This window comes from Salinispira pacifica, from assembly GCF_000507245.1.
In the GTDB taxonomy this organism is placed as follows: domain Bacteria; phylum Spirochaetota; class Spirochaetia; order DSM-27196; family Salinispiraceae; genus Salinispira; species Salinispira pacifica.
Window position 1 is genome coordinate 127,869 of sequence record NC_023035.1, and the last position, 14,494, is coordinate 142,362.

Annotated in this window: 13 protein-coding genes; 7 read left to right on the forward strand and 6 right to left on the reverse strand. The window is 53.0% G+C overall.

Going from position 1 to position 14,494, the window contains the following annotated elements; genetic code table 11:
• Positions 1 to 19 precede the first annotated feature (19 nt).
• From L21SP2_RS00525 to L21SP2_RS00540, 4 genes are all read right to left on the reverse strand, one after another.
• A complete protein-coding gene (locus L21SP2_RS00525; protein WP_169730398.1) occupies positions 20 to 1,009 on the reverse strand; it encodes a LacI family DNA-binding transcriptional regulator in 990 nt (329 codons plus the stop codon).
• A gap of 36 nt (positions 1,010 to 1,045) precedes the next feature.
• Positions 1,046 to 1,540: a prepilin peptidase gene (locus L21SP2_RS00530; RefSeq protein WP_024266486.1), complete on the reverse strand. Its 495-nt coding sequence runs from the start codon at positions 1,538 to 1,540 to the stop codon at positions 1,046 to 1,048.
• A gap of 169 nt (positions 1,541 to 1,709) precedes the next feature.
• Positions 1,710 to 3,563, reverse strand: coding sequence for an alpha-amylase family glycosyl hydrolase (locus tag L21SP2_RS00535; RefSeq protein ID WP_024266487.1), 1,854 nt, complete (start codon positions 3,561 to 3,563; stop codon positions 1,710 to 1,712).
• Positions 3,553 to 4,386, reverse strand: a complete 834-nt coding sequence (locus L21SP2_RS00540; RefSeq protein WP_024266488.1) for a TrmB family transcriptional regulator — start codon at positions 4,384 to 4,386, stop codon at positions 3,553 to 3,555. The genes L21SP2_RS00535 and L21SP2_RS00540 overlap by 11 nt, the downstream gene beginning before the upstream one ends.
• Before the next feature lie 102 nt (positions 4,387 to 4,488).
• On the opposite strand from L21SP2_RS00540, the gene L21SP2_RS00545 reads away from it, so the two are divergent.
• From L21SP2_RS00545 to L21SP2_RS00575, 6 genes are all read left to right on the forward strand, one after another.
• Entirely contained in the window at positions 4,489 to 5,472 is a 984-nt protein-coding gene (locus L21SP2_RS00545) for an aldo/keto reductase (RefSeq protein ID WP_024266489.1), read from the forward strand.
• 997 nt (positions 5,473 to 6,469) lie between these two features.
• On the forward strand, positions 6,470 to 7,759 hold the full coding sequence (gene ltrA / locus L21SP2_RS00555) for a group II intron reverse transcriptase/maturase (RefSeq protein ID WP_024266491.1): 1,290 nt from the start codon (positions 6,470 to 6,472) through the stop codon (positions 7,757 to 7,759).
• Positions 7,760 to 7,936: 177 nt separating this feature from the next.
• Complete coding sequence (locus L21SP2_RS00560; RefSeq protein WP_024266492.1) at positions 7,937 to 8,923, forward strand: ABC transporter ATP-binding protein; 987 nt, start codon at positions 7,937 to 7,939, stop codon at positions 8,921 to 8,923.
• Complete coding sequence (locus tag L21SP2_RS00565) at positions 8,911 to 9,699, forward strand: ABC transporter permease (RefSeq protein WP_024266493.1); 789 nt, start codon at positions 8,911 to 8,913, stop codon at positions 9,697 to 9,699. Before L21SP2_RS00560 ends, L21SP2_RS00565 begins: the two co-directional genes overlap by 13 nt.
• A gap of 1 nt (position 9,700) precedes the next feature.
• Positions 9,701 to 10,492, forward strand: coding sequence for an ABC transporter permease (locus L21SP2_RS00570; protein ID WP_024266494.1), 792 nt, complete (start codon positions 9,701 to 9,703; stop codon positions 10,490 to 10,492).
• Positions 10,493 to 10,645: 153 nt separating this feature from the next.
• Positions 10,646 to 10,969, forward strand: coding sequence for an MGMT family protein (locus tag L21SP2_RS00575; protein WP_024266495.1), 324 nt, complete (start codon positions 10,646 to 10,648; stop codon positions 10,967 to 10,969).
• On the opposite strand, the gene L21SP2_RS00580 is transcribed toward L21SP2_RS00575, so the two are convergent.
• Positions 10,959 to 12,170, reverse strand: a complete 1,212-nt coding sequence (locus L21SP2_RS00580; protein WP_024266496.1) for an MFS transporter — start codon at positions 12,168 to 12,170, stop codon at positions 10,959 to 10,961. The two genes, L21SP2_RS00575 and L21SP2_RS00580, sit on opposite strands and share 11 nt — an antisense overlap.
• A gap of 139 nt (positions 12,171 to 12,309) precedes the next feature.
• Between L21SP2_RS00580 and L21SP2_RS00585 the strand changes: the two genes are divergently transcribed.
• Complete coding sequence (locus L21SP2_RS00585; RefSeq protein ID WP_024266497.1) at positions 12,310 to 13,440, forward strand: MFS transporter; 1,131 nt, start codon at positions 12,310 to 12,312, stop codon at positions 13,438 to 13,440.
• 7 nt (positions 13,441 to 13,447) lie between these two features.
• On the opposite strand, the gene L21SP2_RS16570 is transcribed toward L21SP2_RS00585, so the two are convergent.
• Positions 13,448 to 14,467: a GNAT family N-acetyltransferase gene (locus tag L21SP2_RS16570; RefSeq protein ID WP_024266498.1), complete on the reverse strand. Its 1,020-nt coding sequence runs from the start codon at positions 14,465 to 14,467 to the stop codon at positions 13,448 to 13,450.
• Positions 14,468 to 14,494: the final 27 nt, after the last annotated feature.

A 14,494-nucleotide genomic window follows, 5' to 3' on the forward strand; every position in this document is an offset into this window, starting at 1 on the left:
ATATGATTGGCTGTGGTGGTTACTTCATACTGCGGTTTCTCAGATGCTCCAGGGCCAAAGGGCCACGAACAGATATGCCGGGTTTGAGGATGATCTCCTGCTCCCCCAGAAGAACGGTATCATTGATTAATCGGTACAGCAGCCGGGCTGCCTCATATCCGATCTCATCTTTGGGCTGATGAATGGTGGTGAGACCCAGGAAGCCGGTAAAATCCAGATCGTCATAGCCGATAATTTCCAGATCCTTTTCCCAGCGGGCTACCGCCGGAAGAGATTCCAGGGCGTGGCTGTCGGAGAAAAAGAATATGCTGTCGATCTCGGGATGCTCCTTCAGCAATTCTTCCACTGCGGTATCGCTTTCAAACTGGTTGGGAACCAGTTTTTTCCCCACAACGGATATATCCGATTCTTCCAGCCGGCGCTGAAACCCGTTGAAGCGGTCAATCTGCTGCTGGGGGTTGCCCACGTCACCTACATATGCAGGGTACTTCAAGCCTTTGGATAGTATATGTTCCGCAGCCAGTTTTCCTCCGTAGCGGTTATCAACATACACCGACGGCCTGTGAGGCTTATGGTAGTCCAGGTAACAGTAGAGCAGCTTTTCATGATTCAGCATCTGCTCCTCTTCCCTGCTGAGATCATGGCTCATCACAAAGAGACCGATAATGTCTTCCTGAAGGATGTGACTCATCGCCTGTTCAGGGTGTTTGCCCCGGTTGAAGAGGATGAGGTTCATATCCATCTCTTCAACAAAGCGATAGATGCCCCGGAGTATGTAAAAATAAAATGGATGAATAAACAGGGGCATGAGAACGCCGAAGAAGCCGGAGCCCCTGTTTCCGGAAACCAGTTTTCGAGCTATCTTATTGGGGCGGTAATCCAGTTCCTTAATTGCCGCATGCACCCGGTCCCTGGTTTCGTCGCTCACAGGTCCGGTGCCGTTTACGACCCGGGATACGGTACCCAGACCGACTCCCGCTCGCTTGGCAATATCCTTCATCGTACTCATGATCATCCTCGGAGTGGAAACGTTTCCACCATTATATTACACAATACTGTCAAAGACAATACTGGAAATCATCCAATCGGCATGCACCCACAGCGGCATGAGCAAAAACCCCGCCAGCAGATAGGGCCCCACGGGAGCAGCAAAACCCCTGAGAGATTTCCATCGTCGGCGTCCGCCATATTTCAGTGAACAGAATACTCCATGAATCAGAAAAAGGCTGCAGCATCCCAGTACTCCCCTGTACCAGGTCGCAGCCGGTACAGACAGAGCCAAAGCGGTCAGGAGTTTCCCGTCCCCCCAGCCGAAACTTCCCGGGAAAACCCGGGCCGATGCGGCGGTGAACCACACAATCGCCCCGGCCAGCACAATGCTCTGAAGCATATCACCCGGGGTTCTGTGTACAGCGTACAGCAATCCGGGAAAAAAGAACAGAAGGGTGCCTGTATCGGGAATAATCTGTTCCCTCACATCCCGGGCGGCGCAGACTTCCAGAAGAAGAATGACAAAACCAAATCCCGCTGTATTTTCCATACAGTATATACCGGGAAAAACCTGATTTCTGCCTTGTGTTCAGCGGGATATCCCCGTGTATAAAAAAAGGGCAGCCCGTACCAAGCATTTTGGGGATGCATAGGAACGAACTGCCAACATCAAGGGGTGTGCACACCGGTTGCAGGCCGACGGCCGTTCAGCCTATCTGTTAAGCCTTCAAATTGGGGATTATCCGGCTTTCCAGCCCCTGAAGCGAAGTGGTAAATATATCCGATTCCCTTACCCCGGGGGGCAGAGAATCTATGGGGATGGATATATCCTGCTTTTCAGAGCTTCGATTAATAAGCCCCAGCGCACACGTGTCCATAGTATAACGTGCAATAACCAGGATGTGTATATCTGAGTGGAGAATTTTGAAAATTCCATGTTTCAGTGCATCGCTGGAACGCCTGAGCGCAATAAGATCACGGTAAAAAGAGAGGGTCCCGGTATCCCAGCTTTCACGGTCCCAGTTCATGGGGTATCGGGCGCCTTCGTGGGAGTTTACATGTCCCTGAAGGCCGATCTCGTCACCGTAGTAAATTACCGGTGCGCCGGGGAGCATGAACTGAAGGGTTACCGCCGCACGGATATTCGCCGGACTGTTATGGTTATCGTTGGTGTGCAGCCGGCTGATATCGTGACTGTCCAGAAGGTTGAACTGGCTTTCGCGGAACTGACCGGGAACCGCCCGGTGTGCTTCTGTGAGTATATCGGCAAGCTGCCGGTTACCTGTGGGCCGGCATCGTTCGGGTGGATATTCCTCTTTGCTCAGATACCGGTCCCGTTCGCCCAGCCAGGCTCTCACCGGCCGTGATACCCCGAAATAGTTCATGCTTCCGTCCCACTGGTCCCCCTTCAGCCACGGGGAAGGATCATCCCAATGCTCCGCCAGAATATAGGCCTGGGGATTTTCCTCTTTGATCGCTTTCCGGGTTTCCCTCCAGATTTCGTCGGCAAAATCGTGATGGCGGTTTTTTCCTGTCTGGGCCGCCACATCGAAGCGCCAGCCGTCGATGGAGTAGGGGGGGCGGAGGAATTTTCTCAATACCGAATCTTTGCCTGCCCAGATCTGATTTCGGAGCTTTTCGCTTGAGTAATTCAGCTGGGGCAGCGTGGGAACGTCATACCATGCAAGATAGGAGCCGTCAGAATCGAAGTAATAATACTCGGCAGATTCAGGAACATCCTTTTCCGATGCACCGGATTCAAGGGCTTTCCTGGCTTCGGTGAACCAGGGGTGCCCGCTCCCGGTGTGATTTATGGAGATATCCAGTACCAGACGGATTCCCGCTTCATGAAGATCCCTGCTCAGATCCTCCAGAGCCTTGTCTCCCCCCAAATGCGGATCCACATGGAAAAAATCGACCGCATCGTATTTGTGGTGGGTGCGGGAGTGAAATATCGGGTTCAGATAGAGAGCTGTGATTCCCAGTTCCTGAAAGTAGGGAATGGACTGCCTGATCCCTTCCAGATCGCCGTTATAAAAATCTATACAGCGGCCCTCGTCCCATTCCAGGGGGATGGAATCCCAAGCCACTTCCTGACTGGTTCCGCCGTCAAAGCTGTACTCCCCGTCCCGCACGCCCAGATCGGGATTTCCGTTTTTAAAGCGGTCGGGAAAAATCTGATAAAACACCGAATCCCCCACCCACTCTGCGGGGCGGTAATCCATGAAGAGCTGGAAACTCCTGCCGTCGTCCGGCGGTGAGAGGCGCTGACCGTCCGCTGCAAAATACAGGTCCTGTTCCCCCAGCCGGAAGGCAAAGTGGAACCGCATGTGTTGTTCTGGGTAGCTGATGCTGCAGCTGTAGCGCTGCCAGCCCCGGGATGCATCTCCCCGGGGAATCATATCAACATTTTTCATGCTCCCCTGGATCATCATCTGAAGTTTGAATTCACTCACATCTTCTTTGGCAAATGCGGTGATTTCAAACTCCTCATGTCTGGCCGGATAAAACGGCGATACGAAACCCCGGTGGGTATCGAAAATGACTTTGGGTGAAACGTGTTCAGTGCTCATTTGGTTGGCTCCTGATATTTTGATTTGTATTTTCGGATTGTGACTCCATGATGGAGTTCACCAGTAATTTTTCGGGTATGTTGTCCAGACCGTAGGAACGCCTGAGGCCCAGCAGATAAATATCCAGATGGATATGCTCAGCAATCACCGAGGTGAGCAGGGGATTCTGACTGAAGGTGGCAGTGAAATCCCCCTGGGATCGTCCTCCAAGGAGACAGCGCTCCATGTCTGAGGTGAGCATAAGACGGGAGCTGCCGTCGCAGTAGCTGTGTCCGGGCTCGGGGTTCCGGGCAGCATTGAAAAAACGGATTGGAAGATCCCCCGGATCCTGGGGATAAAAAGAGAACATGGTGACCTGTACGCCTCTGGCGCAGGCCTCCCGCAGTTCGGGATTGAATTCCGCCACGGGGATATCCGTATTAATAAGGATTTCCGTTCCGGTGCGGGAAATGATGGAGCGGGCCTTCCTGAGCACCTGGGGGGTGCCCCGGATATTGAAGAACTGTTCGCTGTCCGCATCGCCGGTGAGCGATTCCAGTTCCATGCTCAGTCTGTCTGCGGTACCGGTGTACCGGTCCTTCAGTTCGCCGATGAACTCCTTGGGGCTTTTCGCCGTGTACTCCCGGCTTTCACCGGGAATGAGGTACACTGCACCCTGTTTATACAGTGACTGAAGGACATTATAGACGCCCGAGCGGCTGATGCCCAGATCCTTGGCTATCTGATAGCCGGTCATCTGACCGCCCCTGAGCAGACTGAGGTACACCTGTGCTTCGGTCCGGCTCAACCCGAGAATTTCAAGCTGTTCATATAGCTGGGTCATGGTTCCTCTCCGTAGTTGAATAGTAGTACATAATGTACTACTATTCAATAGACGGGATGTACCACTACAAAAAGTGTCAGTTGAAAAATAAAGGAGACAGGTATGAAAATGAAAAAGCCCGGACGTTTCGGTGAGGAAATCAGTGCAATAGGATTCGGTTCCTGGGGGATCAGCGGTGCCTGGGGGGAAATGGATGAGCAGGCATATATCCGCACCATCCACGCCGCTATAGATAACGGAATCAGCTTTTTCGATACCGCTCCCATTTACGGAATGGGAGTATCCGAGGAAATTCTGGGTAAGGCCATAGAAGGCCGCCGGGACAGGCTGTTCATCGCCAGCAAATGCGGACTGGTATGGAACAATAAAAAGCGGGTCCGGAAGGATCTTTCTCCCGCAAGTCTCAGGAAAGAGATCGATCAATCACTGGAAAGACTGAGAACCGATCATCTGGATCTCTGGCAAATTCACTGGCCCGATGAAAACTCCGACCACGATGCGGCCTTTGAGGCTCTGGCTGAAATCCGGGACAGCGGCAAGGTGCGGTTCCTGGGGCTCAGCAATTTTTCCGCCGCCGATCTTGAACGGGCTCACAAGATGGTCGGCATAGACTCCTACCAGGGACTGTTCAATATGTTTGAACAGAATGCGGAAAAATATCACAGCATAGACCTTGATTACCGGGTGAAGAAAGAAATACTTCCCATTCTCCGCAGGGAAGGGATGGCTCTCCTTCCCTACAGCCCTCTCATGCAGGGAATGCTGGCAGGAGGTATCAGCCGGGATACATCCTTTGCCAAGGGGGATGTACGGGCTCATAACGGGAAGCTTTCAGCGGAAAACCGGGGAAAGTATCTGGAAATTCTGGAAAAACTGAAGCCCGTGGCCGGAGATCATAATCTGAGCCTGGCGCAGCTTGCCCTGGTGTGGACTCTGAATGTTGATGCCGTGGGATCGGTGATAGCAGGAGCACGGTCGGAGAAGCATGTGCTTTCCAATGCCCAGGCTGGGGAAGTATCGGGGCAGGAAGAGATTGTGAGAGAAGTTGAATCTGTACTTTCAGAATACCGGGGGCTGATTGAATAATATGTCGGCCATGCCCCGGTTTTTTCAAAAAAAATCGGGGGCGGGTATTGCAAACTTTTTGTTAATTGACGATTATATCTCTAATATTATGAAAACACGTGCAAACAGCTACATCCAGATTATTCTCTCTCAGCCGGTGAACGGATACGTCACTGATGTCGGGGGTGGACTGTAGCATAATCCGATTATGTTCAGAAAAGCCCGCGGCCTGTATGCTGCGGGCTTTTTTTGTATGCCCAGCGAAGCGCAGGCATACCCGACCGGTTGGAAGATACCGGTGTCGCCTCGTTCAGGAGGAAGACAATCCGAATTGCAAGGGCGCAGCTGGCAACGGTTGGGTCTGAAGGAAGCAATAGGAAGTGAACAGCACATAGCGAAAGCGAACCTGATACGGCACAACAGGGGTGGTAAGCGTGCAAAATAGCGCGAAGCCCGAAACCTGAACAGACCTGTAGTGTGTTTGAGGATGGCGTTGTTTACAGGGACTGCGCACAGTATCTGGGGAAACCTGTTGAAATCCCAGCAAAGGGTAGGGAACGACAAGCAGAAATGCAAGTCAGATCGAAGTTTCAGCAGGTGGCAGATGAGTCCGTAGTAGTGAGTAAGTTCCGGCCAGTGAAAGCCAGTAATGGTGTGGAGGAGAAAACCGGAATGACCTCGTCCCCGGTGACGAGGACTGCATTCAGGCCAAAAGCCGGATGCGGATGCGAAGGGACGAAGTTTTTTAGTAAATCTTGTTTCGATGAAAAGGCTGGTCGGCAGCTACGCTGCCTGCTCGCCTATGCAACCGAAGGAGCGTGAAGCCTAAACAGAAAGTTGCTGGAAAGTGAGCAGAGTATGTGGCCACGGCCGACTGGGGAACCAGGAAGCTGAGCCAGAATACCGTTGACCTGAGTATCTTTTTGACCAGCTGAATATTGCCGGAAAATGGCTAAGAGACAGCTGCAGAGGAGAGAATGAGCAGGAGTTTCACCGCCGAGGTTTCAAACGAAAGAAGATGCAGACACAAGGAAATCGTAAAATCTGGTACAGCCTCTACGGCAGGATGCTCGAGAGACCACGGCTGGAGGCCGCTTTCAGGAAGGTGAAGGCAGCGAACGGAGCCCCCGGAGTAGACGGAGTGAGCGTCAAAGCCTTTGCCGACCGTCTGGCGGAGCAACTCGATGTACTTGTGAAGGAATTGAAGGACAAGAGCTACCGACCGCTTCCAGTCTTGAGGGTGGAAATACCCAAAGACGGGGGAGGAGTAAGGAAACTCGGGATACCTTCGGTTCGCGACCGGGTAGTCCAGCAAGCCTTACTGGACATTCTAAACCCAATATTTGACCCGGACTTTCATCCGTCCAGTTACGGATACCGACCGGGCAGAAGCGCACATCAGGCAATTGATAAGGCATCTACGTTCATGCGCAGGTATGAATTGGAATGGGTAGTGGATATGGACTTGTCGAAGTGTTTTGACACACTGAAGCATGACTTTTTACTGACTCAAGTACGAAAACGAGTTGCCGATGGAAGCATCTTGAATCTCATACGCCTCTTTCTTGAAAGTGGTGTGATGACGGATGCTGGTGAAGAGAACACTGAAGAAGGGAGTCCCCAGGGCGGGGTGATTAGTCCGCTTCTCGCGAACATCTACCTCGACTTCTTTGACCAGTGGAGCATGGCACGAGGGTATCGCATAGTTCGCTATGCCGACGATATCCTCATCTTTGCTTCATCACAAAAAGGTGCGGAACGTCGGCTTGCAGCTGCAACGCATTTTCTGGAAGAAGAAATGGGACTGGCTGTGAATCGTGAGAAAACTCACATTACAAACCTGTATGAGGGGGTGCGCTACCTTGGAGTAGTAATCTCTCGTCACCACACCCGGATTCAGGAAAAGAAGGTGAAAGCCTTCAAGGACAAGGTCAGGAAACTGACCCGACGCAACAGCGGGAGACCGCTGGGATCGACAATTTACGAACTCAATCCAGTACTACGCGGGTTTGCTAACTATTTCAGGATAGCAAATTGTACGAAGGTATTCAGGGAGCTGATGAGCTGGGTACGCAGGCGATTGCGGGCTATTCAGTTGCGACTTTGGAAACGCTCTTCCCGGCTGCACCGCCGATTGCGGCAGCTGGGATTTCAAGGCGAGTTCAAACACATCAAGATGAGTTCGTGGAGATCGGCTAAAAGTCCGCTTGCAGCCATGGCGCTGCAAAACAAGCACTTTGAAGAGATGAATCTGTTTTCTCTCGACAAGGTACAGGTCGCAATTTCTGTCCGGCAGCTTGCTGGATAACTGAAGACAGGAGCCGTATACGAGGTCCGTACGTACGGTTCTGTGAGAGGGACAATAAAGGAGGTCATTCCTCCTTTATTGCCCTACTCGATATATCTGTGCATTCCTGCTTCTCCTGGAAACGGGCTGTCCGGGGAAACGGGCTGCACAGGAAAACAGAATGCCGAGGAGGACGTCATGGCAGTGGAAGTACGGAACCTTGAAAAGACATTCAGAATGCGAAAACGGGGAGAGGGTCTCAGGGGCTATTTTTCCCGAAGCACCCATCAGGTGAAGGCGGTGCAGAATATCAGCCTGAACATCGATGACGGAGAACTGCTTGCATTTATCGGGCCCAACGGAGCCGGAAAGTCCACAACCATCAAACTGATCACCGGTATTCTGTATCCCGACAGGGGAGAAATATCGGTGCTTGGAATGGATCCCCACCGGCAGCGCAGGGAGCTGGCCGGCCGGATCGGCACGGTGTTCGGACAGAAGAGCCAGCTGTGGTACCATCTCCCGCCCCTGGACAGTCTCCGTCTGCTGGGAGCCATCTACGGGATGAAGCGTCATGCAGTTGAAGACCGGATTGAACAGCTGAGTGAAGTGCTGGATATTCGTGAGTTCCTCCAGCAGCCGGTACGGAAGCTGAGCCTGGGGCAGAGAATCCGCTGTGAAATCGCAGGCAGCCTGATACATTCCCCGGAAATCCTCTTTCTGGATGAGCCCAGTATTGGGCTGGACCTGGTGGCCAAGCAGCGACTGCGGCAGTTTATCAGAAAAATCAACAGGGAACAGAATGTGACCATCTTTCTCACCAGCCACGATGTGGGTGATATTGAAAAAATATGCCGACGGGTGGTCATTATAAACCAGGGGAATCTGGTCTGGGACGGGAAAACCACAGATCTCAAGTACAAGCTCATGGACAAAAGAGTGATGAGCCTGAAATGCGGGGATGATGTGGATATTGACCTTCCCGGCGTCCAGGTTCTGAAGCGCCGCAACGGTGCCCTGAAACTGGAAGTGCAGCTGGGGACTACAGCAGTGAAGGATGTGCTTCAGTATGTGATGGAACGCACCGAGGTGCATGACGTCGGAGTAAGTTCGGTGCCCATGGAAGAGGTAATAGCGGAGATTTACGCCGGAAGGATGACCCAGGAGGGAACATGCGTGCCATGAGCTATGCCATGGTGGGAGGGATTGCCGTCCGCCATCAGTTTCAGTACCTGGGAAATATCTTCTTTAAAAATATTTTTCTGGTGATAGTGCTCTTTATTTTTGCATCCATCTGGCGGGTCGTTTTCGCCGGCCAGGCGGTGATCGCCGGGTTCACCATGGTGCAGACTCTCTGGTATCTGAGTTTCACCGAGATCCCGGAAATGGGGAAAAGCAGAATGATGACCCCCATTCAGGAAGAGATAAAGAGCGGGAGCATAGCCTACACATTGATCAGGCCCTACAACTACGTGCTCTTTTATCTATCCAGGGGGCTGGGGGAAAGCCTGGTGAATGCCTTCCCCATGCTGATTATCGGTTTCGGGGTTTCTTCCCTGATGGTTGGGCTGCTCCCGGGATACTTCACTGCAATACTTCCGGGGCTGCTGCTGATTTCCGGCGGGCTCATGCTGAACCTGCTTCTGCAGATCATCATCGGGCTGCTTGCGTTCTGGATGGAAGAGTCCACCCCGGTGTACTGGATTATTCAGAAGGCGGTGTTCATTCTCGGGGGGCTGTTCTTCCCCATAGATTTTTTCCCTCCCTGGCTGGCGGGAATCAGCAAAGCTTTGCCCTTCGCCTATATCACCTACTGGCCGGCCCGGGCGATTGTTGATTTCGATTTTCAAATCTGGATCAGGGTTCTTGGCGGTCAGATGATGTACGGTCTGCTGTTCTTTGCCGGTGCCTCTATTCTTTTCCGCAGCGGGATGAAGAGGCTGGAATCCAACGGAGGATGATATGCTGATATTACAGTACGTAAAAACCAATATCCGGGCCGCCATGGAATACCGCGGCGCATTTCTGGTGCAGGTATTCGGAATGGTTCTGAATAATTCCGCATTTATTTTCTTCTGGTATTTCCTTCTGCAGCGAATCGGAGGAGAGCTGAACGGCTATGCATTCAGGGATGTGATGTATCTGTGGTCCCTTACTTCCATAGGGTTCGGTCTGTCGGTGACATTTTTCGGAAACGCTCCCCGGCTGAGTCAGTTAATAACCAATGGAGAGCTCGATGTGTACCTTCTTCAGCCCGCCCCCCTGTTGCCCAACATTCTTGCCAGCAGGATGAATGTTTCGGGTATTGGAGATGTGATCTATGGCATCCTGCTGTTTGCCTTCACCCAGTCAGCAGGCATCGCCGACTGGGTGCTGTTCGGCGTCTCGGCGGTTCTGAGTACGCTGATGTTCACAGCTGTGAGTGTTTTGTATCATTCCCTGACATTTTTCATCGGGAACGGGCAGGAGAGTGCCGGACTGGCCTTTGAAGGATTCCTGAGTTTCAGCATTTATCCGGGCTCCATCTTTAAGGGACCTTTGCGCTGGATTCTCCACAGTTTTATTCCCGTAGCCTGGGCGGCATGGATTCCGGCTGAGCTGGCAGCGGGGCTTGTAAAGGGGGAAGGATTGAATTGGACTCTGATCCCGCCTCTGCTCGCCGGGGACGGGCTGTTCATCGCTGCTGCTGCGGCGGTCTTTCATCTGGGAGTCCGGAAATATGAATCGGGAAATAAAGTTGGCGCCCGACTGTGATGTGTAAATAAAAGGTGGGCGCCCGGCTGCGTTGTGCGGATAATTTCGACTGCAATGTGACTGGCCGGAACCGTAATGCGCCGGACTGAGACGGGTTCAGGCTGATATGGGGCTGGAGTGCAGCGGGCCGGACAGTAATGGAGAACAAGAACCATGACTGAACTGACAGCACGGATTATTGAGGAAATACGGGCGGTACCTCCTGGCAGGGTCGCCTCATACGGGGAAATAGCCCGGCGTGCCGGGAATCCCCGGGGAGCACGGCAGGTTGTGCGGGTGCTCCACAGCTACTCCGCATCCTGCAATCTGCCCTGGCACCGGATACTTGGAAAGGACGGGAAAATCCGCCTTCCCCCGGGGGGCGGTCTGGAGGATCAGGCCGCTCTGCTGTCCGGGGAAGGAATTGAGCTGAAGGTATCCCGAAACGGCGAAGAGATCCGGGTGGATATGGGGCGGTACGGCGGAATTACTCCTTGAGAGAATATTCCTGATTGATCATTCTCCGGAATTCCGGATCCAGAAGTGCGGGAATAAATCCAAGTCCCACCAGCAGCCCGCTTACCAGCTGAATGACGGGAATGGAAATGTACTCCGCAAGAATTCCCCCCAGTGCCATCCCCAGGGGCGTGAGCCCTCCGGACATGGCTCCCAGAAATCCGAAAACCTTGCCTCTGAGATGATTCGGCACCATCAGTTGACCGGCTGCTGCGATCAGGCTGTTCAGCTGACTCACTGCAAATCCGAACACTGCAAACTGGATACAGATAATAAGCAGAGAATCGAAGCTGAACAAAGAGGTCCGGCCGATCACGAACAGCAGGGTGTGAACGGCAAACCATCCGAAATGCATCCCTTTGGGAAGTTTCCAGCTCATGAGAAGAAGAAACCCCAGCAGCGAAGAAGCCGATAAAATAGCCATGGCAAGACCGAAGGTCTCAGGGCCCAGTTCGGTTCTCTGCTCAAAATAGGGCAGGAACAGCACTCCGCTGAGAGAGAGAAGGAAGTTGAGACTGAACACCGAGATGAGCAGAACAACCATTCCCCGGTGGGCCCGGATAAACCTGAAGCCCTCCTTCATATCGGTGAAAAAGTGAAATTCGCCGGGCTCCTGCTCCACCGGGGGAACAGATATGAACAGTTCGCTGAATGCGGATATAAGATAACTTACGCCGTTGAACAAAAACAGGAGGGGTGCACCAAGGGCTGCAAAGAGAACTCCCCCCATGGCATTGCCCACTATGCCTGCTCCCGTCTGATTCACTGCAAAGAGGGAGTTCACCTGTACCAGATGCTCTTTGGAGCTGATGCTGGGAATAGTGCTGCTGACCGTGGGGTCAAAAAATGCCGCACATAGGCCGATCACAATTGCAGCGGTAATAATCACCGGTATGGTCAGCCAGCCTCCGAATGCTGCAACGGTTACCACTACCACGGTAATTCCCCGGATAAAATCCATCATTACCAGGAGCCATTTTCGGTTCATACGGTCCACAAGGACCCCGGCGAATGGGGAAATGAGGCTTCGGGGAATAAACCCCGCCGCCATTACAATTCCCATTACCGCAGTTGATCCGGTGTAGCCCAGAACCCAGAATCCCAGAGCCACCTGATACACCATATCTCCAACTGCGGAGACCAGCTGCCCCTGCCAGAGAAGCACAACATTTCGATTCCACATATGGAAACTATATGCGAAGCAGGATTTTTGAGCTATAGTTTATCTCCGTTCCCATGATCGACGGGCCCAAACATGTCTGCGGGTCAGAAAAATCCAATTATAAAATCTTGTGATAGTACATTGTCATCAGGAGTCCCCAATGTCCCACGGTATTCTCAAATTCCGAATCCTCTTCGGCCATTTTCTTTTTGCTCTGGTTGTAAATACCCATCAGCCCATGCTGCCGGTGCTCCAGCGGAATCTGGATATCAGCATAGGCCAGAGCAGTCTCATACCCGCCACTATAACGATGATGGTTTTGGTGGCAAATCTTGTGGTGGGTGTGCTCATCGCCCGTCTCGGGCAGAAGACAGTGTTTATTGCCGCCGTGATTCTGGGAATCGGAGGTGCGCTCCTTGTTTCAGCGGCATCCGGCTTTCTCCTGATTATTCTGGCCTTTGCAATGATCGGACTGGCTACCGGGTCGGCGTTCACCAGTCTCACCACCATGTATGCGGGTCTTCCCGAGGAGATGCAGAATTTCGGGCTGTATCATGCATTCTTCGGTTTGGGGGGGATGGTTGCTCCCCTGCTTCTGGGAACCTGGATACGCCTGGAGTGGTCTTATGAATGGCTTTTTGTATTCTATGCCGGTCTCTACGTTCTGCTTCTGATTCTGAGTCTGGCCTCCCGGAGCATGAAGAATACCAAGTTCAGCGATTTCAAACTGGCGGATGTGGGACAGGTGTTCCGGACCCCTGTGGTGCTTCTGGGAGCTTCCGCCCTGGGGCTGTATGCTGCTGTGGAAATCGGCAGCACAACCTGGAGCAGCAACATGTCCATAGACGGGTACGGGATAGACCCGGCGGACGCCAGTTTCATACTCAGCGGATTCTGGCTGATGTTCACCCTTATTCGTCTCTTTGCCGACCGGGCTGCCCGGAAATTCGGCCCCATTCATGTGGTTTCCGCCCTTACCGCCCTGGCGGGTGCGGTGGTTCTTGCATGGGTGCTGGGGGCTTCGCCCTATATTTTCATACTATTGGGTGCTCTTTATGGCCCGGTATTTCCTATTATTCAGAAGTACGTGAACAATCATCTGCCTGCACGCCAAAAGGGGCTGTTCAATGGGATATCGTATGCGGCAACCAGTCTGATCACCACCGGAATTCTCCCGGTGATGGGCTTTATCGGCGATTACCGTATGTCCCTGGCCTTTGTTCCCACCCTCGTGTGTATTGTAATGCTGATGGCAGTCGCCAGAGCTCTGCGGAAAAAGGCCGGGGTGTAGACCCGGCTCATACCGGAGGATCTCCGCACTCGGCGGAAAACAGAAGAACATCGTCTCTGCGCTGCCAGCCCAGATGATGATAAAATCTCCGGGCGTCGGTGTTGCTGTCCAGCACGAAAAGATGGGTTTTGCGCACCGACCGTTCAGCTCCCAACTGGAGTATGCGCTGAAGAATTGCCCTGGCTGTTCCCAATCTCCTGAATCCCGGGTGCACTCCCAGATGATGAACGTAGAAGCGCCGCCCGTCCCAGCCGGTGATTGCCGCTGCAATAACCGCGCCTTCACCTGTCTGGCCGGGCCCGTCGAGACGGGCGGTCAGGCACAGTTCGGGATTCCGCGCCAGGAACCTGGTCAGTTCCTCCCTGCTGTCTTCAGCATCTTCATAGAGAACAATCCCCTCACAGCGTTTCCATAGGCGTAGCGTTTCGGGAATATCAGCAGGTTTCATTGTATGCAGCTTCCAGCCGGGCTTCCACTGCATAATCAGATCGCCGCTCCGTTTTTCATGAATCCGGAACCCTGCAGATTCGTACAACGAACGGGCAACATGGTTTTCCGTTTCCACACTCAGGCTGATAGACGCAGCAATGCCGTACCCATCATTTTCTCCGGCGGTCCCCTGCTCGGGTATTCGGCTCCGCTCGGGTAATCGGCTCCCGGTTAGGGCTTTTTTCAACATGTGCTGCTGTGCCATTTTCAGGAGGGTGCGCCCCAGACCCAGGCCCCGGTAGCCCGGTGCCACGGCTATGCCCAGTTCGGGAATATCCTGTGAAATATACCCGTAGGAATGATAATCTTCCTGCCAATACCGCAGCCAGACAACTCCCAGGAGCGTACCGGTCCGGGTATCTTCGGCCAAAACTCCGAAATCCCCAGGCCGTTCCGTCCAGCCCTCTACTATGTAGAGCAGATCCCCTGGCGGCGAGGTGTCCGTCGCCGCTGATCTCCAATCCGCCGCCCATGCCAGCCCCTGCAGGAGGAAGTCCCGGTTTTTTGTTCCGATTTCCGTGAATTCGATATTTTCCATTTGACCTCTGAAAATAATGGTTCTATG